At 33.7% G+C, this 24,928-nt stretch carries 18 protein-coding genes; 3 read left to right on the forward strand and 15 right to left on the reverse strand.

The features are described 5' to 3' along the window. Positions 1–276: 276 nt before the first annotated feature. The 4 genes from secDF to asnB all read right to left on the reverse strand — a co-directional run bounded on the left by secDF (position 277) and on the right by asnB (position 8,268). Positions 277–3,249: a protein translocase subunit SecDF gene (gene secDF, locus I5M07_RS02695; RefSeq protein WP_200104646.1), complete on the reverse strand. Its 2,973-nt coding sequence runs from the start codon at positions 3,247–3,249 to the stop codon at positions 277–279. A 229-nt stretch (positions 3,250–3,478) separates the two neighbouring features. Beyond that, complete coding sequence (locus I5M07_RS02700) at positions 3,479–4,414, reverse strand: malate dehydrogenase (RefSeq protein ID WP_200104647.1); 936 nt, start codon at positions 4,412–4,414, stop codon at positions 3,479–3,481. A 40-nt stretch (positions 4,415–4,454) separates the two neighbouring features. Next, the gene (gene gyrB / locus I5M07_RS02705) at positions 4,455–6,395 is read right to left on the reverse strand and encodes a DNA topoisomerase (ATP-hydrolyzing) subunit B (RefSeq protein WP_200104648.1); all 1,941 of its coding nucleotides are present in this window, start codon (positions 6,393–6,395) and stop codon (positions 4,455–4,457) included. 259 nt (positions 6,396–6,654) lie between these two features. Then, a complete protein-coding gene (gene asnB, locus I5M07_RS02710; protein ID WP_200104649.1) occupies positions 6,655–8,268 on the reverse strand; it encodes an asparagine synthase B in 1,614 nt (537 codons plus the stop codon). Positions 8,269–8,484: 216 nt separating this feature from the next. Between asnB and I5M07_RS02715 the strand changes: the two genes are divergently transcribed. Next, positions 8,485–8,943 carry an RNA methyltransferase gene (locus I5M07_RS02715; RefSeq protein ID WP_200104650.1) on the forward strand — a complete coding sequence of 153 codons (459 nt, stop codon included), beginning with the start codon at positions 8,485–8,487 and terminating at the stop codon, positions 8,941–8,943. Positions 8,944–9,118: 175 nt separating this feature from the next. On the opposite strand, the gene gatB/aspS is transcribed toward I5M07_RS02715, so the two are convergent. The 9 genes from gatB/aspS to I5M07_RS02760 all read right to left on the reverse strand — a co-directional run bounded on the left by gatB/aspS (position 9,119) and on the right by I5M07_RS02760 (position 17,933). After that, positions 9,119–12,451 (reverse strand): bifunctional amidotransferase subunit GatB/aspartate--tRNA ligase AspS, encoded by a 3,333-nt coding sequence (gene gatB/aspS, locus I5M07_RS02720; protein WP_200104651.1) that lies wholly within the window; start codon positions 12,449–12,451, stop codon positions 9,119–9,121. Beyond that, the gene (locus tag I5M07_RS02725) at positions 12,451–13,848 is read right to left on the reverse strand and encodes an amidase family protein (RefSeq protein WP_200104652.1); all 1,398 of its coding nucleotides are present in this window, start codon (positions 13,846–13,848) and stop codon (positions 12,451–12,453) included. The genes gatB/aspS and I5M07_RS02725 overlap by 1 nt, the downstream gene beginning before the upstream one ends. A gap of 1 nt (position 13,849) precedes the next feature. After that, the gene (locus I5M07_RS02730) at positions 13,850–14,119 is read right to left on the reverse strand and encodes an Asp-tRNA(Asn)/Glu-tRNA(Gln) amidotransferase subunit GatC (protein WP_200104653.1); all 270 of its coding nucleotides are present in this window, start codon (positions 14,117–14,119) and stop codon (positions 13,850–13,852) included. 182 nt (positions 14,120–14,301) lie between these two features. Next, positions 14,302–14,751, reverse strand: coding sequence for a hypothetical protein (locus tag I5M07_RS02735; RefSeq protein WP_200104654.1), 450 nt, complete (start codon positions 14,749–14,751; stop codon positions 14,302–14,304). A 146-nt stretch (positions 14,752–14,897) separates the two neighbouring features. Beyond that, the gene (locus tag I5M07_RS02740) at positions 14,898–15,122 is read right to left on the reverse strand and encodes a DUF2683 family protein (RefSeq protein ID WP_200104655.1); all 225 of its coding nucleotides are present in this window, start codon (positions 15,120–15,122) and stop codon (positions 14,898–14,900) included. A gap of 241 nt (positions 15,123–15,363) precedes the next feature. Then, positions 15,364–15,894 carry a hypothetical protein gene (locus I5M07_RS02745; protein ID WP_200104656.1) on the reverse strand — a complete coding sequence of 177 codons (531 nt, stop codon included), beginning with the start codon at positions 15,892–15,894 and terminating at the stop codon, positions 15,364–15,366. Between the two features lie 127 nt (positions 15,895–16,021). After that, positions 16,022–16,321 (reverse strand): type II toxin-antitoxin system RelE/ParE family toxin, encoded by a 300-nt coding sequence (locus I5M07_RS02750; RefSeq protein ID WP_200104657.1) that lies wholly within the window; start codon positions 16,319–16,321, stop codon positions 16,022–16,024. Further along, the gene (locus I5M07_RS02755) at positions 16,321–16,566 is read right to left on the reverse strand and encodes a type II toxin-antitoxin system ParD family antitoxin (RefSeq protein WP_200104658.1); all 246 of its coding nucleotides are present in this window, start codon (positions 16,564–16,566) and stop codon (positions 16,321–16,323) included. The genes I5M07_RS02750 and I5M07_RS02755 overlap by 1 nt, the downstream gene beginning before the upstream one ends. A gap of 425 nt (positions 16,567–16,991) precedes the next feature. Further along, on the reverse strand, positions 16,992–17,933 hold the full coding sequence (locus I5M07_RS02760) for a DUF4238 domain-containing protein (RefSeq protein WP_200104659.1): 942 nt from the start codon (positions 17,931–17,933) through the stop codon (positions 16,992–16,994). A 424-nt stretch (positions 17,934–18,357) separates the two neighbouring features. Between I5M07_RS02760 and I5M07_RS02765 the strand changes: the two genes are divergently transcribed. Continuing rightward, a complete protein-coding gene (locus tag I5M07_RS02765) occupies positions 18,358–19,098 on the forward strand; it encodes a DUF6261 family protein (RefSeq protein WP_200104660.1) in 741 nt (246 codons plus the stop codon). A gap of 243 nt (positions 19,099–19,341) precedes the next feature. Continuing rightward, positions 19,342–19,890, forward strand: coding sequence for a DUF2911 domain-containing protein (locus tag I5M07_RS02770; protein ID WP_200104661.1), 549 nt, complete (start codon positions 19,342–19,344; stop codon positions 19,888–19,890). A 117-nt stretch (positions 19,891–20,007) separates the two neighbouring features. Here the strand turns inward: I5M07_RS02770 and I5M07_RS02775 are convergent, their stop codons facing one another. After that, positions 20,008–21,762, reverse strand: coding sequence for a TonB-dependent receptor (locus I5M07_RS02775; protein ID WP_200104662.1), 1,755 nt, complete (start codon positions 21,760–21,762; stop codon positions 20,008–20,010). Between the two features lie 45 nt (positions 21,763–21,807). Continuing rightward, complete coding sequence (locus tag I5M07_RS02780) at positions 21,808–24,822, reverse strand: tetratricopeptide repeat protein (RefSeq protein WP_200104663.1); 3,015 nt, start codon at positions 24,820–24,822, stop codon at positions 21,808–21,810. Positions 24,823–24,928: the final 106 nt, after the last annotated feature.

Consider the following 24,928-nt stretch of genomic DNA (forward strand, 5'->3'; position numbering starts at 1 on the left):
ACAAAATACAGATTTTTCAATTGGTGCTATGCCAAATTAATTTCTGGTTGTACTAAAACTTGAAATTGAAAATTAGAGTTTTTTTTAACCGTATAATAAACTTGTATTTTATAGAAGCTAAATGTTTTAAGACATACAATAAGGAAATAAACGTAGCGCCTCAAAATCCAAATTCAAAAACTTTTTTATTAATATATAAGCAACTGTAAATCAAAAAAAAAAAAAAAAAAAAGGATTCAACAAATGCTGAATCCTTTTAATTAATAGAAGATAATATTATTCTTGATTGTGTTTTTCTTCAATATTATGTTTGTCTGCGTCAGATATAGTATCTACTAAAACTGGAGTCGCAATAAATAAAGAAGAATAAGTTCCAACTACAATACCCACTAACATTGCGAAAATAAACCCTCTGATTGATTCTCCACCAAAAACGAACATAATTAATAATACTAAAATCATTGTTAAAGAAGTATTCAATGTTCTTGAAAGTGTAGTATTAATAGAGGCATTCACAATATCTTTGAAAGTACCTTTACGGTTTCCTAACAAGAACTCTCTAATTCTGTCATAAACAATTACAGTATCATTCATAGAGTAACCAATAACAGTAAGAATAGCTGCAATAAAATGTTGGTCCATTTCCATGTGGAAAGGCATAAACTTATAACATAAAGAGAAAATTCCAAGTACAAAAATGACGTCATGAGCAACAGCTAAAATAGCTCCTAATGAATATTGCCATTTACGGAATGAAATCATTAAGTATAAAAAGATAACCGCCATTGCACCTAATACTGCCCAATAAGAGTTGTTTTTGATATCTTCTGAAATGGCAGCACCAACTTTAGCAGATTGCAATACACCTACTTTTTTTCCATCAAAAGTATTAGTAAAGTTTTCATATGAAGTATTTGGAAAATACTTTTTCAAACCTTCGTATAACTTTTCGTTAACTTCCTTATCAACAGCAATTCCTTCTTCTTTGATTTTATATTTAGTAGTTAATTTTAATTGATTGTCTTCGCCTAAAACTTTTGCTTCGACAGGAGTTCCAAATTCAGCCGTTAATTCTTCTGAAACTACAGATGCATCAACTGGTTGCTCAAATTTCACTTGAAAAGTTCTTCCTCCAACGAAATCAACACCTTCATCTAAACCATTTACAAAAAATATAGAAACCAAACTTACTACTACAACAATTGCTGAAAAAATGTAAGTGAATTTTTTAATCTTGATAAAATCAAAATGGAAGTTTGTAAACCAATTTTTGGTAATGTTAGTACAGAAAGTTAAATCAGCTTTTCCAGCAATATTTTTATCAATAAAAATACGAGCAATGAAAATTGAAGTAAATAAAGACGTAATAATACCAATTAATAAAGTTAAAGCAAATCCTTTAATAGGTCCTGTTCCAAAAATAAACAAGATAGCACCAGTTAAAATATGCGTTACGTTTGCATCAATAATAGAACGCATTGCGCCGTGCCAACCGTAGGAAGTAGCAACAGCTTCTGCTAACGATTTTCCATCTCTTAATTCTTCTTTTGCTCTTTCGTAAATAATAATATTAGCATCTACCGCTGTACCTAAAGTAAGTACGATACCGGCAATACCTGGCAAGGTTAATACAAAACCAAAACTTGCCATAATACCAAAAATAAACAACAAGTTTAACAACAATGCTAAGTTAGCATACCAACCTGCTTTACCGTAGTAAAACACCATCCAAATACATACTAAAATAAATCCTAATACAGATGAAATAGTACCTGCGTCAATTGCCGCTTGTCCTAACGAAGGACCCACAACCGTAGACTGAACGATATCGGCTGATGCTGGTAATTTACCGGCATTTAAAACGTTTGCTAAATCTTTCGTTTCTGTAACATCAAAAGATCCTGTAATTTCTGATCTTCCTCCAGCAATTGGCCCACTAGAAACACCTGGCGCTGAGTATACCACATTATCCAAAACAATAGCAATGAATCCTTTTTGCGAATAAGCTCTACCTGTTAGTTCTTCCCAAATTTTTGCTCCCTGCGGACTCATTTGCATAGATACTGCTGGTTTTCCCATTTGATCAAAAGTATCTTTAGCATCAGTAACAACACCACCACTCATAGCCGCTACGTTGTCTCTGTTTCCTTTTAAAGCATATAATTCTACCGTCTCAATTTCTTTACCTTTTGCATCTGTCGTAGTTGAAGGTTTCCCCCATACAAATTTCACAAAACTCAATTGAGCTGGTAATAAAACTTTAATATCCGATCTTTTAAAATAACCGTTAATAGTCGCTGTATCCTTTGGAGCAAAAAGTCCTAATACTGGACCACCACCTTGACCGATTAATTTATCGAATAAAGGATTGTTCCCTTTTTTAGCATCTAGCGAATCTTTATCATTCGTTAATAAATCGCTCAATGAATCTTTTGCAACAGCTTTGGTTTCAGTTGTAGCAACTTCTGTTTTCTTTAAAGCTTCATTAACCGACATTAAATAGTTCCCTACTTCGTCAATTTTATACGTTTCCCAAAACTCTAATTGTGCTTTTCCACCTAATAATTTTTTGATACGGTCAACATCTTTAGCTCCTGGTAATTCTACTAAAATTCGTCCAGTTGCCCCTAATTTTTGAATATTAGGCTGTGTTACACCAAATTTATCGATACGCTCTCTTAATACTTTAAAAGCACTTTCAATAGATTCGTCTACTTTTCTTCTGATAACAACTTTAACTTGGTCGTCATTCATTTGAAAATCAATTCCACCTTCTCCTTGCATACTTCTGTTTGCAAAAATATCAGGTGAAGCTAATTTTACAGTTCCTTTTGAATTCGCTTCAAAAGCTTCAAAAAACTTATCTAAATAGGTTTTGTTTCCTTGTGTATTAGCTGTTGCATCTGCTAATGACTTATTAAAAATTGGATTTTTCGAATTGTTTGACAATCCTTTTAAAACATCTTTAATAGAAATTTGAAGAATTACGTTAATTCCTCCTTCTAAATCAAGACCTTTATTTACTTGCTTGTTTTTTACTTCATCATAAGTAAAATTGGTAAATCCAAGACTAAAAACTTTCTCTTTACTAATGGAATCTAAATATTTTAATTCTTTCTCAGAGTTTCCTGCTGCGAAAGTTTTAGCATCACTTTTGACTTTGTCGGCCACAAAAGTGAAGGAAAGTTGGTAAATACTTACCAATGCAAATAGAATTGCAAAAAATTTAATAAGTCCTTTATTCTGCATTATTACTAAAAATTAATTATGTTTTATGTTTGTAATTGTTTTTAATTTGATTGAAACACTAATTTTAAACAAGCTTAGATTCTCCAAAAATCAAGGTCGCTAATCTCCTGATTTTTTTTGAACCGAGCAAATATATAATTAACGAAAAGATTAACCAATTTATTTATGCATTAATATCAAAAAAAAGACTGCAAAAATGCAGTCTTTTTTTAGTATCTATATAATTGCTTTATACGAGAATCTCTTTTAAGGCTTCGTTCATCGCTCTTACCGCCTTTGCACTGTTAGCAAATAGTGTTTTTTCGTCTTGATTCAATTCCACTTGTATGATTTCTTCTACACCATTTTTCCCAATAATGCAGGGAACTCCAATACAAATATCACTTTCTCCGTATTCTCCATCGACCATTACAGAACAAGCAATCATCTTTTTTTGATCATTTAAAATACTATCTACTAAATAGGCTACCGAAGCTCCAGGCGCATACCATGCCGAAGTTCCTAAAAGTTTGGTAAGAGTAGCCCCACCTACCATCGTATCGTTTGCTACTTTTTGCAAAACAGCTTCGGAAAGAAATTGCGTAACCGGAATTCCATTATAGGAAGCCAAACGGGTCAAAGGAATCATGGTCGTATCTCCATGCCCTCCGATAACCATTGCCGAAATATCATTTGCAGGTTTATCTAACGCGAGTGATAAATAGGTTCTAAATCGAGAACTATCAAGCGCACCACCCATTCCGATAATTCTATTTTTAGGCAAACCTGTTGCTTTAAGCGCCAAATAGGTCATAGTATCCATGGGATTTGAAACCACAATAATAATAGCGTTAGGCGAATATTGCAAAACATTCTCAGCAACCGATTTTACTATTCCTGCATTAATACCAATTAATTCTTCTCGGGTCATGCCTGGTTTTCTAGGAATTCCCGAAGTTATTACTACTACATCACTATTTATTGTTTTTGAATAATCATTGGTAACTCCTGAAACTTTTGTATTGAAAGCTGTATTGGTTGCACATTGCATAATATCCAACGCTTTTCCTTCGGCAAAACCTCCTTTAATATCCAATAAGACTACTTCACTAGCAATTCCTCGATAAGAAATGACATCTGCGCAGGTTGCTCCCACATTGCCTGCTCCAACAATAGTAACTTTCATAGTGTGCTTTATTTAAGGTTAATTAATAATTACCCCTAATTTACGCATCTATATTGGCATATACGGCATTTTTTTCAATAAATTCTTTACGTGGTGGGACTTCGTCTCCCATCAACATTGAAAAAACACGATCTGCTTCGGCTAAACTTTCAATTGTTACTTGGCGTAATGTTCTAAAACTTGGATCCATTGTAGTTTCCCACAATTGTTCTGCATTCATTTCACCAAGACCTTTATAACGCTGAATTGCCGCGCTACCTCCCATTCTTTCATTGGCTTGGTCACGTTGAACATCGTTCCAAGCATATTCTTTTTTATTTCCTTTTTTAACTAAATATAAAGGTGGAGCCGCAATATACACGTGTCCCTCTTCGATTAGTTCTTTCATAAATCTAAAAAAGAATGTCAAAATAAGTGTTGAAATATGACTACCATCAACATCGGCATCACACATAATGATAACTTTGTGGTAGCGTAATTTCGAAATATTTAAGGCTTTACTATCTTCTTCGGTTCCTACAGTTACTCCTAATGCCGTAAAAATATTACGAATTTCCTCGTTTTCAAAAACCTTATGATGCATGGCTTTTTCAACGTTCAAAATTTTACCTCTTAATGGCAAAATAGCTTGAAAATTACGGTCGCGACCTTGTTTTGCAGTTCCACCCGCCGAATCTCCCTCGACAAGATATACTTCGCATTTTTCCGGATCTTGTTCAGAACAATCTGATAATTTTCCTGGTAATCCACCGCCACCCATTACGGTTTTGCGTTGTACCATTTCGCGTGCTTTTTTGGCAGCGTGACGGGCCTGAGCAGCCAAAATAACTTTTTGAATTATTGTACGAGCATCATTTGGATTCTCTTCTAAATAATTCTCTAACATTTCTGCTACTGCTTGACTAACCGGCGAAACCACCTCACGATTACCTAATTTGGTTTTGGTTTGACCTTCAAATTGTGGTTCGGCTACTTTTACCGAAACAATAGCGGTTAAACCTTCACGAAAGTCATCTCCCGCAATTTCGAATTTTAATTTATCCAACATTCCCGAAGCATCGGCATATTTCTTAAGTGTTCGTGTAAGACCACTTCTAAAACCTTGTAAATGCGTTCCTCCTTCGTGTGTGTTGATATTATTTACATAAGAAAAAATATTTTCACCATAACTTGTGTTATAAATTAAAGCCACTTCTACCGGAATTTCTCCTTTATCATGATCCATACTGATAACGTGCGAAATAATAGGTTCGCGATTACCATCTAAATAGCGAATATATTCTTTCAATCCTTCTGTCGAGTGAAAAACTTCTTGTTTAAATTCGCCTTTTTCGTCAACTTCTCTTTTATCGGTAAAAGTAATGGTGATTCCTTTATTTAAAAAAGACAATTCACGCATACGAGCTGATAAGGTTTCATAAGAAAACTCAATAGTTTGTTGGAAAATAGTAGGATCTGGATAAAATGTTTGTCGTGTTCCTCTTTTCTCTGTTTCTCCAATTTGTTTTACTGGATAAATAGATTTTCCTCTTTCGTATTCTTGTTCGTAAATCTTTCCTTCTCTAAAAACGGTAGATTTCATATGAACCGAAAGCGCATTTACCACCGAAACTCCAACCCCGTGCAAACCTCCAGAAACTTTATAAGAGTCTTTATCAAATTTTCCCCCTGCTCCAATTTTAGTCATTACAACTTCAAGTGCCGAAACGCCTTCTTTTTTATGTAAATCAACCGGAATACCACGACCGTTATCTTCAACTGTGATAGAACCATCTTCGTTAATTGCAACACTAATAGTATCACAATGTCCTCCCATGGCTTCATCGATAGAGTTATCAACAACTTCATAAACCAAATGGTGGAGTCCTCGAACACCTACATCTCCAATGTACATCGATGGTCGCATTCTTACGTGCTCCATTCCTTCTAGTGCCTGAATACTATCTGCTGAATAATTGTTCTTCTTGATTTCTTCGCTCATATGTTTTATTATAAAATATATTTATTGTCTAACACGCAAATATATAAAAACGCAAGGTATATACCCATTAATTTCTACCTTTAAAGCCCGAAGTTATTAACATATTATCAAAAAAAAGCATCATTTTTACATACCTTTTTGTTTTATATAATAAATACTCCGTAAAACAAAAAACTACTTTCTTTTTTGGAAATCAAATCGTTTACTTAATTCATAAAAAAACCGAAATCAATAGACTCGGTTTTGGATTTTATTTGTTTTATAAAGTTACTTCACTGTTAGCTAACAACTTGGTTTTAATATGTGCTTTATTTGCCCTACCACTCGGATCAAGGTTTTCCTGCCATTTTGGAATCCATTTTCTAACCGTTTGTGCAGCGCTATTCTGATGAAATAAATTGTTAAAAATCATCCGGTAAAAATACGCTTCTTTGGTTGTTGGTGTGTTGTACGGAAATTCCTCAGCAGCAGAATTGAATTGCTCATCCGAAATTTGCGAACTACAATATTCAACCAATTCATCAATCCAGTTATAGCCTACTCCATCCGAAAATTGTTCTTTTTGTCGCCATAAGACTTCTTGAGGTAAATACGGATTTTCAGCTGTATCAAATGCTTTTCTTAAAATGTATTTTTCTTTACCTTCATACGTTTTAGGCTGTTTTTCTTCTGGTTTAATACGAACAGCTACATCTAAAAATGCTTTATCTAAATAGGGAAATCGTGCTTCTAAACCATTTGCCATAGTCGCTTTATCGGCTCGCAGCAAATCTGCCGTAAATAATTTTTGCACCCTTTCAATAGTTTCTTTTTGAAATTCTTCTGCTGAGGGTGCATTCCTAAAATACAAATAACCGCCAAAAATTTCATCCGAACCTTCTCCCGACAACACGATTTTAACTCCTGTCTCAGCAATGGCTTTAGATAAAAAATACATCGGCACACTAGCACGAATGGAAGTTACATCGTAGGTTTCCAAATGCCAAATTAGGTTTTTTAAAATAGCGATTCCTTCGTGAACTGAAAAATAAAATTCGTGATGATCAGTGCCTAAAAAGTCAGCTACTTGTCTGGCAGCCAAAACATCGGGCGCATCTGCATCCAGTCCTATTGCAAATGATTTTATTTGTTTGCCTTCTTTTTTCATCAATCGAGTTGCAATTGAAGCTGTTATAGAGGAGTCTAAACCTCCTGATAACAATACTCCAACAGACGCATCACTGATTAAACGTTTACGAGTGGACTCGGTTAACATGTCTCTCAATAAAGTTAAATCTAATTTTTGATCAGCTAATTCATAATCTTCATATTCAGGAATATAATATTTAACAAAACCTGTTTGAGGCGTATAATAATGTCCTGGAGGAAATGTAGAGAATGTTTTACATTGGTCGGCAATTGCTTTCATTTCGGAAGCAAAATAAATACGGCCTCGTTCATCTAAGCCATAATACAATGGTTTTACGCCCAAAGGATCACGAGCAGCAATAAAATCGTCACCATTTATTACGATAAAGGCAAACGAACCATCTAATTTATCACAAAATTCATAACCAAATTTTTCATACAAATGCACAATTACTTCTGCATCTGATTTGGTTCTAAAAGTAACCTCTTTTAGCAAACTATCCTTGATTTCTTGATGGTTGTAAATCACACCATCTTGTACCATCCAAGCATTTTGAGTTCCTTGAATGGGTTGTTTTCCTGTTTTTAAATCAATTGTAGAAAGTCGCTGATGCGATAAAATATGCCCTTTTTCTGTTACTTGAAAACCATTTTCATCGGGACCGCGGTGCGACATACGCAATGAAATTTGTTGTACTAATTTCGGATCTTTTCCTTTTCCGATGATGCCTAAAATCCCGCCCATACTCCTTTTCTATTTTAAATAATTTTAACTTATTGTTATAAAATCAAATTTATCAATAAATTATAGTAGTGCAATGCTTTTTAAAAATATTGCACAAAAACAAGCCAATTTATTTTTTTTCTAACAAATTAAATATACTTCTCGTATAAGGCTTTTATTTACCTTTCAAATACAATTCCATTTGGCGGTATTGGAAGTTGTATTTATTTTTGCAGCATGAACGATAATTTTATAACCGAATTTTTCGGCATAGGCATACAAAATGGTAAAACTCCTGAAAACTTAGGGGTTTTATGGCGAACAGCGCAAAACTTAGGAGCTAGTTATATTTTTACTATTGGAAATCGCTATGCTAAACAAGCTTGTGATACAGAAAATGCCGTAAAATCGATGCCTTATTTTCATTATGAAAACTTCGAAGAATTCTTTAAGAACTTACCAAAAGGCGCTCGCTTGGTTGGTGTGGAATTAGACGACAGAGCGGAAGATTTAGAAACTTTCGAACATCCGCGTCGTTGTGTGTATTTATTAGGCGCAGAAGACAATGGCCTTTCGAAACAAGCCATCGCAAAATGTCACTCTTTAGTGAAATTCAAATCGGAAAAAAGTCTGAATGTATCGGTAGCAGGAAGTATTGTTATGTATGATAGAGGACTTAATAAGCCGAGGTCATAAACCATTTCTTATTCTTTATAGAATTTCTTGCTGTCAGTTCGAGCGCAGTCGAGAACAAATAATACATCTCGACTTCGCTCGATGTGACAAACTAAAAGACTAATTTCTTTCATAAAAAAAAGCAGATTTATACCATTCGATACAAATCCGCTTATTATATTATTCGATTTAAAATCTAGTTATTGATAATACGAACATTCATTTCTTCGACTTTTTTAGCAGAAAGTAATGTTGGTGCTCCAAATAATAAATCGTCACTGGTTCCTGTTTTCGGGAAAGCCATCACCTCTCTAATCGAAACTTTTTTCTCCAAAATCATCATCAAACGATCGATTCCCCAAGCGATTCCTCCGTGTGGCGGCGCACCGTATTGGAAAGCTTTATACATCGTTCCGACACTTTTAATCATTTCTTCTTTGTTGTAACCCATATTTCTATAGGTAGCTTCCAGAATTTCTGATTTATGTGCACGAACTGAACCTCCACCAATTTCGTAACCATTCAAGATAATATCGTATTGTTGCGCAATGATGGTACCGATTTCTTCTTCTTTACCATTCATGTGCTTTTCTAAATCATAAACAGCAGGCATTGAAAACGGATTATGCGTAAATGTCCATCTTCCTTCATCGGTTTTTTCAAACATTGGGAAATCAACTACCCAAGCCGGACGTAATTCCTTAGGGTTAATCAAATGCAACATTTTACCCATTTCCTGACGAACAGCATCTAAAGCTTTATTTGCTGTAGCATAATCTGCCGCAGAGAAGAATACGATATCTCCAACTTCAGCATTCGTCACTTTTATAATTCCAGCTGCAATTTCTTCTCCTAAGAACTTAATAATTGGCGATTGCAACTCATCTTCATTCACAATAATATAAGCCAATCCACCTAAACCGTGTTGTTGCGCAACAGCAGTCAAGGCTTCAATCTGACCTTTGGACATACGCTTATTTCCTTGTTCTTTGGCCGAAACTTTGATACATTTTACGATTCCGCCTTCTTCAATTGGTTTACTAAAAACTTGGAAAGTCGTTTCTTTTACAATTTCGGTAATGTCTTGCATTTTCAAACCAAAACGCAAATCTGGACGATCACAACCATAATAATCCATTGCCTCTTTGTATGTCAGTACTTCAAACGGGTGCAAAATCCATTTTTTACCATAAATTCGAGTTACGACTTCGTTAAACAATTTGGTATTCAAATCGATGATCTGTTGCATGCTACCATAAGCCATTTCCATATCCAATTGTGTGAATTCTGGCTGACGATCTCCACGAGAATCCTCATCTCTAAAACAACGAGCCACTTGGAAATATTTCTCATAACCACTCACCATCAACATTTGCTTGAATTGTTGTGGCGCTTGTGGCAAGGTATAAAACGCACCAGCTTGTTTACGAGAAGGCACAATGAATTCACGTGCTCCTTCGTCGGTTCCGGCACTTAAAATTGGCGTTTCTATTTCTAAAAACTCTTCTTCGTCTAAAATATCACGAATTAACTTGATCACTTTATGACGGTTTACAATTGCTCTTCGAACTTCTTCATTTCGGTGATCCAAAAACTTGTATTGAAAACGAGTCGCTTCATTTGTTTTGGCCGCTCTTTTAATTTCGAAAGGCAAAGTTTTAGACAAGTTTAAAATTTCTAATTCGGATGTTTTTAATTCGATTTTACCAGTTCGTAAACCTGCATTGTAATCATCTGCATTACGCCCAACCACAATTCCTTTTACCGAAATAACCGATTCTGGCTTTAATTTTACCAACTCATCGATATTAGGAAACGTTTCTCTACTAATATTCACTTGGAAAACCTCAAAACTAGAATCACGCAAATCGATAAACATCAACTCACCGTGATCACGAACGCTCGCAACCCAACCCGATAAGACCACTTCTTGATTGATACTTTCCTCAGATAATTGCGATATTTTATGTGTTCTATAAGTCTCTTTTACAATTACAGGAATTTCAGGAAGTACTTCTTCTTGACTTTCTTTTTGTTCTAAAATGGTTTCTTTCGAGGCTTTCTCAGTTGCTTGCTTATTATCTGCAACAACTTTATTTCCTAATTGGTCTAAAATAACCTGACGAATTACTTTTCCGTTGGCTCCTTTACCCAAAACACCTAAAACTTTACCAACCAGAATACCTGCTTTTCCTTGATCTCCAGCAGCGATAGCTACCGATACAGCCTCATTTTCAGAAATTACTTTAGCAATAACTTCTTGAATTTTATCTTCGGAAATTGTGTTTTCTTCAAAATATTTAGTGTAGTCAAAAGTGGCGTCTTTTAGATAGTTTGTAATCGCATTTTGAACCAAAACAGCCGTAATTTTCTCCGCTTTAAACAAAGCAAAAATGGTTATCAAATGCTCAATATCATGGATTTTATCATAATCCTCTGCTTTGATATTATTCGATAAAGTTTTAGCCACAAATGACGGATCATTAATCGAATTGTTCAAGGAAACAAAAGTTCTTGAACGCAATGCGTCTGCCGTAAAGAACTTCGCATCTTGTGGTAAAACGCCACCATTAATCAAAATAGATTCTACTGCAAAAGGTAACGCAGCCATATCAACTCGAATAGCCTCAATATCTTTTTTGATGTTTACAAAAGGTAAATCTGGCTCGGAAATGAAACGGTAATCGGCTTCAAATTCCTTTTTACGCATGGTTTTGGTTTGCTTCAAATCAGCATCCCATAAAACCGTTGTTTGATCTGGTCTGAACGCTTTGTTTTCGATGAAATAATTGAATTGCTTCTCTACTTCTTCTTTCAAAGCTTCAATCATAAACTTAAACGAGTTCAGGTTTTTGATCTCCGTTCTTGGATTTAAAGTATTCGAATTAATTTTACGCAACGAAACCGAAACATCCGATTTGAATTCTCCTTTTTCTAAATTTGCTTCAGAAATTCCTAAATTCTGAACAATACGTTGAATGTATTGCGCATAAGTCGAAGCATCTTCGATATTACGAACACAAGGCTCGGTTACAATTTCAATCAACGGAACACCCGCTTTGTTAAAATCAACTAACGAAATTTTCTTTTCGTGCATCAATTTCGCAGCATCTTCCTCAATATGCACCTGAGTTAAATTCACCGTAAATTGTGTACCATCATTTCGGTAACAAGAAACGTGTCCATCAGGAATTATCGGATTATGAAATTGTGTAATCTGAATATTTTTTGGATTATCCGGATATTCATAATGCTTTCTATCCCATGAAATCACTTCGTTACTAAAAGACGAATCGACTGCTTTTCCGAAATAAATGGCCTTGGTCACCGCCTCTTTGTTAACGGCAGGCAACACGCCCATTTGTCCGGTACAAACCGAACAAATATTTTGGTTAGGTGTTTCAACTTCTTGATTTGGACAAGAACAAAACAACTTGGTTTTGGTATTCAATCGAACGTGCGTTTCCAGTCCGATAACCAATTCTAAATCGTGGGCTTTTAATGCCGCTGTTAATTGCTCTAATTCCATTATAGTATATCTTTTAAGAAGTTTGCAAATTGCAATACTAATTCATCATTATTTTTTGCTGCTGTAATTTGCAGTCCTGTGATTGTTCCTTGTGGCACGGTTAACGTTGGTAATTGTCCCAAACTAAAACCAACGGTATAAGCATCCGACAAATACATCGCCAAAGGATCTTTTAAACTATCTCCAATTTTAGGAGGTGTACTTGGTGTAACTGGTGACAAAATCACATCTACCTCTTGAAAATCTTTACTGAAATTTTCAGAAATTTGATCTCTTACAGCCAATCCTTTCAAATAAATTTCATCCGAAAAACCTTGTGATAATACTTGGTTCCCTCCAACGATTCGGCGTTTGGTTTCTTCTGAAAAGTTTTCAGAACGAGTCACCGCATAACTGTCAATTAAATTTTCTCCTTCGATACGATTTCCGTAATTGGTTCCGTCTAAACGAGATAAATTTGAAGCGGTTTCGGCCATTGCCAAAGTATAATAGGTTGAAACCAAAATATCCGATTGGAAGAAATCCAACTCTTTTACTTCGATTCCTTTTGCTTTTATTTTTTCGATAGAAGCTAAAAAATCCGCTTTTATCTTTGAGTCGATTGCTTCGCTATCTACGAAATTTTTAAAGTACCCGATAGTTTTCACAGTAGAAAATTTTACCGCTTCTTCTGTAATTTCGGTTGAAGTAATGGTCGTTTGATCTTTTGGATCTTTTCCGCTCATGACATTCAATACAATTCGGATATCTTCAATTGATTTTGCCAAAGGTCCAACGCAATCTGTAGAAGAAGCATACGCCATTAGTCCAAATCGAGAAACTCTACCATAAGTTGGTTTCAAACCATAAATATGATTGTATCCCGCAGGCTGACGAATCGAACCTCCAGTATCTCCTCCAATAGAAAACACCGTATAATCTAAAGCGACATTTACAGCAGAACCTCCACTTGAACCACCACCTACTAATTCTGGATTCACAGCATTTTTTACCGCTCCAAAAATGGTATTCTCACTTGAAGAACCGTGACCAAAACTGTCGCAGTTTTCTTTTACCAACGGTATCGCACCGGCATTCAATAATTTTTGAATAGCAGTTGCTGTATAGGCAGATTTGTAGTTTTTCAACAACTCAGAACTTGCTGTCGTGTAGGTTCCTTGAACCATATATACATCTTTAATTCCAAACGGAATTCCTTCTAACAAGCCAATTTCTTCTCCGTTTGCAATTTTAGCATCCACTTTTGCAGCCAATTCCAAAGCCAAAGTATCTAAAAGTGAATTAACAGAATTGTATTTATTTTGTTTCAGTAATTCTAATTTTTCTTGTACCAAAGCCGTACAAGTTATTTCTTTTGCCACCAATTGCTGGTGTATTTTTTTTATCTGCGAATCCATTTTAACTTTCTATAACTTTTGCAACTACTAAAAAACCATTTTTTTTGTTCGGGAAGTTTTCCAAAATAATTTCTTTTTCGATAGCCGAACTCTCTATCACTACATCATCTCTCAAATCACTTACTGACACGCAATTTCGATTGACATTATTTAAGGAATTATCATTTGATGGTTGTGCATTTTTAATTACATCAAATAATTTGTTCACGCTCTCTGAAGGCTGTGCTCCTTTAATACTCGACAAAACGTCGACTGTCATTATTTTGCTCATGATATTAATTTAGTTTAAAAATTAAACTTATAGGTTGGCGAAAATACAAAAGTTTTATTAGGGAATCCTACTTTTTTGAGGATTTAACCTGCTTATAATACACAGAATTTAACAAATCATCAACACTTTGTGTATTCTATACTATTTCAGTTTTAGAAATACTTTTTTATCCAAAAAAAACATCATTCAACGTTTTCAATAGTATATTTTGTTCCATTAATTTCAAAAGTAAAACCAGCTTGATTTCCCATCAATTTATTGCCTAACGGCGATTGAGGCGAAAGTGCAATTACGTTAATTCCTTCAATAGTAATTTTAGGCAATGCTGCACTTAGATACAAATAAATTCCATTGGCTTTTACCAAACTTCCAAGACTAATATTTGTGTTTGTTTTTTCAGCATTAATTTTATCTAAAATAGCTTTTTGTGCTAAAACTTCTTTTAATTTATGGGTAATTTTTTCCTGTTCAATATGCATCATTGACAATGCTGTTTCGTGTTTATCACCGGCAGAACCTTTGGCATCATTTTTTGAATCCTCCGTCAAAGCAGTAATCATATCACTAAAAGCATCTATTTTATCTTGAACCAATTGTACGTAATATTCGTGTATTTTTTGTTTGAAAGTCATTTCTTTTTAAGTTGCTAAGTGGCAAAGATACTAAGATTTTAATCCTTTTATAAAACCCAAAAACCACTCCGTTTTATGAAGTGGCTTTTTGATTTTCTTTGTGGACACGTTTATAAATAAACGCTATCGAGATTCTATCGAATAACTCATAAACCTAGAAGTTGTTTTTGTTGATCTTGTGTTAGCTTTTTCGTTTTACCGGATTCAGCCTGTTGAATTGACTTATCAATCTTTGAGATATATTCACTTTCGCTTAATAAAGTTGGTTCATCTGAATTCTGAATTTCAAAACGAACTTTCATTTCTTCCAACAAAGATTTCAGCAAAGACTTTTGCTTTTCGTTTTTCGGATAAATTGTAATACTTTCCATTTTCTTTCTGGTTTAATGAATTATACAAAAGTAACGAAAAAACAACAATAACTACCCTGCTAAAGAGTTTGCTCTTTGAAGTCTCTCAACTTTTTCCGTGAATGCCTTTAGAGCGTATTTTCTCTTGTTGGGTGCCTACTGAAATCGGTACGAAGTCGGAGACATTCGCACAGCCAACACGACAACTTTATTTTAAAAAACTCCTCGCAGACCGGGCGTAAAACACGTGTTGTCTGTTGGCTTATTCTGTAAATGCGACGCCCTTATATTCTTTTAGTTCTGAATAAATTGTCGCACCAAGTAGTTTCCATTCTACTACACCGTGAACAAAATATTCAAATTTGTTATTGTCGTTTGTCGTGTTCACAATGATTGATAATGGTTTCCAGTTTGTCCCACTGACATAGCCTGTTGTTGAAGAGTATGCGCTGATTGGAATATTAACTTGTCCTTCTTTGTCTTTACTATACTTGATGCCTAAGTAATATTTTGAAATCAATGTTTTTTCCAAGTCAATGTCAATTAAATAAGTGTCATTACTTTTTAAACTGTCTTCTGAAACAAATTTCCAAGTTTTGATTTGATTTGAGTTTGGCTCTTTATTGTCATTGTCGCCATTGGAATGTCCAACATATGATAAAAGTCCAAATACAAAAATTATTGAAGCAAATAGTCCAAGTTTTTCACGAATAAGTTTTGTCGCTTTAAAACAGATTAAAATAAAAAACAAGAAAAGTCCAATGTTTAATAAACCCCATAATAAATATGTCATAGTAGTTTGATTTTAATGGCCTGGGAAGCTTGCAGGCAACTTGTTAATACTCGCATAAAATAACCTACTTAATTCTTAATATATTATTCCCCAGCATCCTTGTAGCTGTTAGCAGTAGCTTTTTTATTTATTCCGTTAATCTGTTTTCAATACTCATTCTTTCGTGTAAAACTCTAACGACTTCAATTTCATTTGTTTTGTCTATTTTAAAGAAAATTAAATGCGATTTTACTTTTGAAAATCTATATGATTTTCGAATTTTTCCGAAGTCACGAGCCATATCAAAATTATCGACGATATATTCAATTTCGTCAATAATTAAGTTATAATATCGATTTGCTTGTTCGACAGACCAATTTTCTGCTGTATAAATCCAAATGTTATTAATATCTTCTAATGCCTTTTCACTAATTATATATTTTGACATTATTTTTGAAAACTAGTTTTTAGCATTTCAAGATTTTTATTGCGGTCAAAGTTTTTAATTTTATTACTCTTTTCACCAATTTTTAGTTCATTGATTAGAGATTTTGTTTTAGTTTCTTCTTGCTCAAAAACTCTTAAAGCAGTTCTAACAACTTCGCTTACTGAATTATATTTTCCTGTAGCAATTTGTTCATTGATAAAGTTTTCAAAATAGTCTCCTAATAATATTGATGTATTTCGTGCCATAATTTTTCTTTTTACCAAAGGTACCAATAATTGGTATTAAATTTATTTTTTTTTCAGTTTTTTACACAAAAGTTACAGCTAACTCATTTATAATCACATAAAATTGACCTACTTAATTCTAAAGATTTTAATCCTTTTATAAAAACCAAAAACCCGCTCTTCGAAGTCTCCTGACTTCGAACTTTTTTAAATGTTATTGTAAAAAGTAAATCATCCAAAAGTCTCCCAACTTTTTCCGTGAATGTCTTTAGAGCGTATTTTCTCTTGTTGGGTGTCTATTGAAATCGATGCGAAGTCGGAGACATTCGCACAGCCACCACGACAACTTTATTTTAAAAAACTCCTCGCAGAGCGGGGGCATTCGCACAGCCACCACGACAACTTTATTTTAAAAAAAGAACTTCTCGAAGAGTGGGGCTTAGCTGTTAGCGGCTGTTTTTATATTTTGTCAGTTGTTCTTCATTAATTGCGAATACAAATTCTTCTGCATATTCAAATAAAAAATCATTAAGCTTTGTCACTTTTTGCTTGTCAATTTTTATTCGTTCGTATTTCAAATTTTGTTGTTCAAAATGTATGACAATTGCTACTTTCGGATTTATTGGATAATATAACTCAAAATTTTTCACCTTACTGTTTTCATCTTTGTCATTGATTAATAAATTCATTAATGGTTGGTCTGATGTTAAAAATTTTATTTCAGTTTCGTTTTCATAAAATATAAATTTTATGTTTTCATTTTGGGATAATGAAACAGCTAAAGAGTTTGCAAAAACTAAAGATATGATGTTGGTGTATTTTGGTATTATAAATTCACTTTTATTGAAAACTAATTCTAAACTATTTTTCATTTTTTTAGTTCTTAAAAATTGAGAACATAAAAAAATCATTGTGAAGAATAATTCATCATCATTTTCAAACATTTTTAAGTCTTCAAAATTTTTTATTTTGACAACCTTTTGTCCGTAATTTTCAATAATTGTGTGAAATTCTTCAAATAAATTTGTTCTTAATAATTCTAATATTTGGGATAGTTTCTCAATTTGTTTTTCTGAATTAGTTTCGAATACATTTTCTTTATCTAATCTTTTTAATCTTGAGTATGATGTGTAAATGTTTAACAGCTCAAGATTTATTTTTAAAGATACGTTGCAATTACTGTATTGTTTAACTAATTCTTTAAGTATTATTTCTTCTTCAAGTGAAAATTCTTCCAACGAATAAAAAAATCTTTGTTGAGCAACACCCATTAAGTTTGGTTTTGCAATTTTGTTTTTAGATTTTATATATGAATAAATCTTTTCTTCACAACTCCAAGAGCGTAAATATTCTCGCCAAACATAATGATGTTTTCTTTTAGTACTCATTTTTTATAAAATAACTGCTAACTCATTTACACTCGCATAAAATTAACCTACTCAACTCTAAAACAGTATGTTATTCGCAGGTTTACCTTTTTGTTTCAAATATATTATTTTTTCTTGCAAATCTTCAAACTTAATATTCGGTATCTATTTAGTTTTAAATCAAGTTTGTCTCAGATACTGAGTATTTAGTATTAAATGAATTCCATTTGCTTCAGATACCGAGTATCTAGTATGAAAAGAAATCAGTTTGCCTCAGATACCAAGTATCTAGCCTGAAAAGAACCAAGATTACCTTAAATACTCGGTTGACAGACTTACTACAGCACTGTTTTTAAAAAAAACACTCCAAATAATCAATCTATTACATTTTTTATAGCTTTTTTACTACATTTAATCCTTAACTATTAACCATAAATAAATAATTATGAAAAAACTAGAACGCTTAAATCTAGCGCGTTTATCAAACCTAGAATTCGGGCAACTCTTAAAAAGCACTTGTGACGAACTTGCAAATTCAGCCGGACTTAACATCACCGACGAGGTATTCGTAAATTATATCAACATGCTAGCTGCCAAGTCTGCCGATTATGATAAATCACAACTTCAGATTACCAAAAGCGATGCCACTGCCAAAATTGTTGAAGCCGATAAGCAAAGAGATAACGCCATTACGGCTTTGTTACGCATCCTTAACGTTTTTGAACTTTCGGATAATACGGCTGAGTTGGAAGCGTACACTAGCCTTTTTAATTTGTTTACTAATTATAAAGGCATTCAAAACTGGAATTTTGTAGAAGAAACCAACGGCATCGATAATCTGCTGATAGAATTGGAAACTCAAAAATACAGTGAGCATCTAACTACTTTGACCATGACCTCTTTTGTAGAACGTATCAAAATTGCCAACGACCAATTTAAGCTACTATTTTCTGAGCGTACTCAGGAAAAAGCCAACAAGGAAGTGTATGATGTAAAATTGCTTCGTCAGGAAATTACTAAAGTCTATACTGATTTATCGAATTATGTTTTGAGTCTTTCCAAAGCGTTGGATTCGGAGCAATACAACCGCTCTTTGAACTTACTAAACACCACCCGAAAATATTACTCGGATATGCTGGCGCGCCGCAATAACAAAACCACAACTGACGCAGCGGCTGTCAATTAATATTCATACACAGATTTTCAACTGACTACATTTAACCGCAATGAGCGCAAAGAAAAAATATCAACTTTTATAATTAACCATTGGGATTACAAAGCTTTGTGAACCTTTGCGTATTTCTTTGCGAACTTTGCGGTTATTTATTTAAATCAAAATCATTTTAGTGAAAACAAAATTTAACACGTATTTATCTTTTTTTAGTAATGCAATCAATAATTTTAGCTTTTTAATTAATTTAATTATACTATGAAAACAACTACATTTATTACTTCTGTTGCTTTTGGAATTACCATGCTTTTATCTTCGAATGTACAAGCACAAAAATTCCCAAACTTAGACAAGAGCCCAATGGACATGGCGTCTTATCCTAATGATTATAAAGATGCAAACAAAATAGCAAGAATAATTTACAGCCGTCCGCAATTAAATGGTCGTAGTTTGACAGAATTAATTCCGCAAGGAAAAGTTTGGCGTACAGGTGCTAACGAAGCATGCGAAATTACTTTTTACAAAGATGTAAAATTAGGAAACACCAAATTAAAAGCGGGGACTTATACCTTGTTTACTTTGGCCGAAAAAGACAATTCGTGCACGGTTATCATTAGCAAAGATTTGAATGTTTGGGGAGCTTATACCTACAACGAAAAAAATGATGTAGCACGTTTAAATGTTCCTTTGTCTCAAGGTGATGAAAAATTAGAAGCTTTTTCTATGGTTTTTACAAAAGGTACCAATGGCATTATTTTGAATATGGGTTGGGATAAATTTAGAGTGGCAATTCCTTTCACAGAATAAAACAACACCCTTTTAACAGCTAAGAGCGCAAAGATTTTGAATTTTACTTCTAAATCTTTGCGCTCTTTTTATGTGAATTTTTAAAATCTTTACATCCCTTTCTGATATAAAGTGCTGTTAAAAATCAAATTTATAATTTGCTCCCACAACTACCTGAAATCCTTGAACCGGATAATTCAACCATTTTTCATAATTCTGGTTGGCGATATTGTTAAAACGTAAAAAAGCCGTAAGTCTTTCGCTATGTTTGTAGCCTACATGTGCGTTGGCATCAAAATAACTTTCTAAAGTAATCGGTGCATAATTAATAAAAGTGGCCAAATCAGAATTAATTTGTAAATCTTTACGCTCGCCTACATAAAAGATATTAAATCCGGCAAACCATTTTGGAGTAATTTGTACATCAAGAGTCGAACTCAATTGCATAGTGGGTAAATTCCAGGCTTCTTGCTGCTCATCGGTTTTATAACTGTTAAAAGTACCGTTAATTCCGAAAGTAACATTCTCCGAAAAATCGGCTTTTAATTCCGCATAAAAACGGGTCGTACTAATATCATCATACACTACCCCAAAAGAATTTCCAAAAGCATAGTCTTGATTTGCGCTATTTTCGGTAAAATTATTACTTTTAAACAAAGCTTTATTGTTTTCAGAAAGATACGAACCGCTAATGTTATAACTGATATTATTAGCCAATTTACCTTTTAAGCCAACAAAAGCATCGTATAAATTACTGGTCGGCTCAATTAATAAAGTGGGAGATAAAAACGGATTTTGACTTACTAAATTAGCATACGAATTTTGGTTTAAAGTCCCTTGTGCCCCAGCATAAAATATCATCAAATCATTTACGATTTTGTACGACGCATTTACCTGAGGATACACAAAGAATTTATTTCTAGAACCTTCGTTATCCATACTGTAAAACAATCCGGCACCCAATTTTAAAGTCCAATCGTCTTCATTTAAAACAAAACTAGGCACGATTCCAAAGTTGGTAAAACCGTATTTAATATCGGTAACATTTGTTTGTTGGTAGTTGTTTTTAAAATTGCCACCCACATAATCCACAATTACATCGGTTTTAATATCAAAATCCATGATGTTCACTTTAAAAGAAGGCTTGACATAAAAGCGGTTTTCGGCCGAATCAAAACCATCCATAAATCGGGTATAATTAACGTTTACTTTTTCAAAAACGCTTTCCGAAAATGCTATATTTCCACCTAAAGTTATCGTATTATACACGTGTTTTGGCGAAATACTTTCAAGCAGCATTTCTCTATCATCTAAAGATAAAGTCGAGCCAAAACCCTCTGGTAAACCATACCAATTATAAATTTGATTTTGATAACCGGCTTCAACATTCCAGGACATATAACGATCGTTCATTCCGTAAGCCAGATTTAATGAAGTATCGTAAAATTCATCATTCAATTCAACCTCTTTAATTCCGCCTTGCGAAGAATGATGACGAAACATTCCTGCTACATAATCGTTATTTCCTAAATCTTGCGTAACAAATAATTCGCCAATTAAAGTACCGTAATTTCCAACACCCAAAGTAGCATAATTACCAAAAGTACGTTCGCGTTTGGCTTTTTCAACTCCTTCTGCTTTACCTTTAGATGGTGTAAAAGTAGAAGCTACTGGAAATGAAAAAATGTTGTAATTAATGGTTTCTTTGGCTTTATTTCCTTCGTCTTCCAAAGGAGGATTGTCTTTTATTTTGTAGGCATCCGAAATAGTGGGTGTGTAGGGCTTTACTACATTTACTGTTTGCGAACCAATTGTTTTGTCCTTTTCCTGAGCAAAACCAAAGTGTACAACAAGTAATAAAGCAATACTAATTTTATTTTGAATCGAAATCATTCTTATCTATTTATTGAAACATTCTTTTTTGTGTTCGGAATGTTTTTATTTTACAATTGACGAATTTGTTTTGGCTTCTTCTGCTTTGATACGAGCAAGTTCATTTTGAGCTTCCGAAACCACATCTGGATAATCTTTAAAATTCTGAATTACGTTATCCAAAATATACGTTGCTTGGTAACTATCTTTTAAACCGTAAAAGTTTTTAGCCATTACAACCAATCCTTTTGCTCCAAAATATTTATATCCTGAATAATTTTTAGCTAATTTTTGAATAGCCTCGTTAGACGCTTCAAATTTGGATTCTTTATTTTTAAAATAAGCATCGTAATACAACGACTCGGCAGCTAACTCCCCTTTTGAAGTTGTAGCTAATTTGGCATAGGCTTCTTTTGCTTTATCTTCATTTCCGGTTTGCATTGCGGCTCTTGCCACTATAATTTGCGCATCACTTTTAATGGTTTCATCGGTTTTAGGATTTGCTAAAACTTTATCCGCATAATTTACCGCATTGGCATAATCCTTTTTATCGTAATACAATTTCATCAAATTAGATTGTGCATAGGTTTTATTTTGAGGAAACTCAGCCTCATTTTCCAAACGCAATAAAACCGGAATGGCTTTATCAGTATTTTTCTCTTTCAAATAAATCGATGACAATCGCGATAAAGATTGTTCTGTGTATTCGCTTCGCGATTGATTGATTACGTATTCGTAATTCGGAATGGCTTTGGTCGTTGAACCTTCATCAAATAACAACTGCCCTAGTTTGAAATTAGATTCCAATGCATGCATGCCATTAGGAAATTTCGAAATGTAATTACTGTAACCCGCAATAGCTTGCTTGGTATTATTTTGATCAAATTGTTTCGAAGCAGCTTCAAAAGTATCGTTTTCTAAATCGGCATTGGTTACATCAACAAAATCCAATGTACGAACCCAAGTCGCATATTCATCAATTTTTCCGTTATCTACATAAATTAATCGTGCTGTGGCTACAGCTTCTAAAGCTTCGGGGGTTTTAGGATAATCGGCAGCTACTTTTTTAAATTTCACTAAAGCTTGGTCGTTTCTGTCCGAATTATAATAAATCAATCCTTCTTTTAAAATGGCTTTTGCTGTAAAAGAACCGCCTTTGTATTCTGAAATCAATTGATCGTAGGCCTTAATACCTAAAGCTTCTTTTTGATCGGCAACATAGGTATTACCTAACTCATACAGCGCATCATCACGGTATTGCGATTTTTTATAGTTTTGAACAAAAGTGTTTAACTCTTCAATTTTTTTATCGTTTTTACCAACAAATCCGTAACTAATTGCTTTTTGAAAAAAGGCATAATCGGAATCAACACTTTTTAGTTCGATGGCTTTGTTATACGCATCCATAGCCGGCCAATACTTGGTTAAAACAAACTGACAGTCGCCCAAACGCATATACGAATCGGTCAATCGCATTTTATCTTCTTTGGCTTGATCAATTTGCAACTGAAACGATTTTGCCGCCGAATCGTATTCTTTTAATTTAAAATACGCATAGGCAATTTGGTAATTGCTGTTTTTAAATTCGACCGTTTCTTTGGCGTTGGCCATGGTTTGAAATTGTTTGTAACTCAACAATGCCTCTTGGAATTTATTCGTAGTATATTCAGACTCTGCTTTCCAATAGGTAGCGCGTGCTGTAAATTCCTGACTTTTATTTTCGCTTATTGATTTTTTAAACATGTTTAAAGCCTCGTCATAACTTCCTTGCGAATACAGCTCTAAGCCTCTATAAAATAATACTTTTTGATAGGCTAATTTATTTTCAGCCGATTTGTTTTTCTCTAATAAAACCAAAGCTTCCGAGTAATTTTTAGTCGAAATATAAGAGTCTATTAGCAATTTTTCGACTTCAGCTTTACTCGCGTTGTTGGGATATTTATTTAAAAAATCCAATAAAACTGCCGGAACCGTTTGATACGAATTTCCGATATCATAACTTAATTTAGCATAATTCAAACTCGCATCTTCCTGAATCGCTGCATCAAAAGGCATTTCGGATGCATTTTTAAAAGCATTTAAAGCTTGTTGTTTTTTATCAGTGTTTAAATAACTTTGACCCAAGTGGTAATAGGCATTTTGGGCTACAAAATCATTCCCTTCAATAATTTTATTGAATTGCGAAATGGCATTTTCATAGTCTTTTTGCTGATAATACGCATAACCCAATTGATAATAATCAGTGTTGTTCCATTTTCCTTTTTTTCCTTTGTATTTTACCAAAAACGGAATGGCTTGGTCGTATTTTTTTAAATTAAAGTAACTTTCTCCAATAATCTTATTAAGTTCCGATTGTTCTAAGGCATTCGATTTTGGCATAGCTTGGTTTCCTAAATCAATTGCTTTTTGAAAATTACCTAACTTAAAATTCATGTCGGCTTGGTAGTACGATAATTTTTCTTTGTACTTTTCTTCTCCCGAAACTTCATCAAAATATTTGGTAGCTTCCTTGTAATCATCCCCTTCGTAGGCCATAAAACCTAAATAATACTTGGCTTGTGAACCGTATTCTTTCGAGTTTAAAACCTTATTAAAATAAGTGGTTGCTTCTTTTTTTCGTTTGGCGTTAAAATAACTATAGCCTTTTTGAAAATTGTATTTGTCCAAATCCGATTGCGAAAGATATCCTTCATCAACTTTATCAAACCATTGCAACGCTTTAGGATAATTGGCTTGGTCAAAATAATAATGAGCTACCTCAATATAAGCTTGATTTTGTTTTGTACTCGTTGGATAATCGTTTACAAAACGCTCCATCAAAACATCAGCATTAGGCTCATTGTTTCTGATGGCACAGTTTGCTATATAATAGGCGCAATCCGCTTTTATTTCTTCGGAAACTTCTTTGCCTTTGACACTTTCAAAAAGCAATTGTGCCGATTTGTATTGATGGTCGTTGTATAAATAAAGTGCTTTATCAAAATTTTTAAGTTCGTAAGTATAAATGGTAGATTTTTGTGCCGAAACTACTCCCGAAACTACCAGAGTAGGCAACACAATAAACGTAGACAGATTTCGCATTGTTTTTTTTGTTTAGTAATCAAATGTATCAATTTCTATGCCTAATAACGGAACTTTTTGAGTTTTTATTATGAACAAAATTTTAAACATTTGCCAAATTTGGGTG

The organism is Flavobacterium agrisoli, assembly GCF_016522065.1.
Taxonomy (GTDB): domain Bacteria; phylum Bacteroidota; class Bacteroidia; order Flavobacteriales; family Flavobacteriaceae; genus Flavobacterium; species Flavobacterium agrisoli.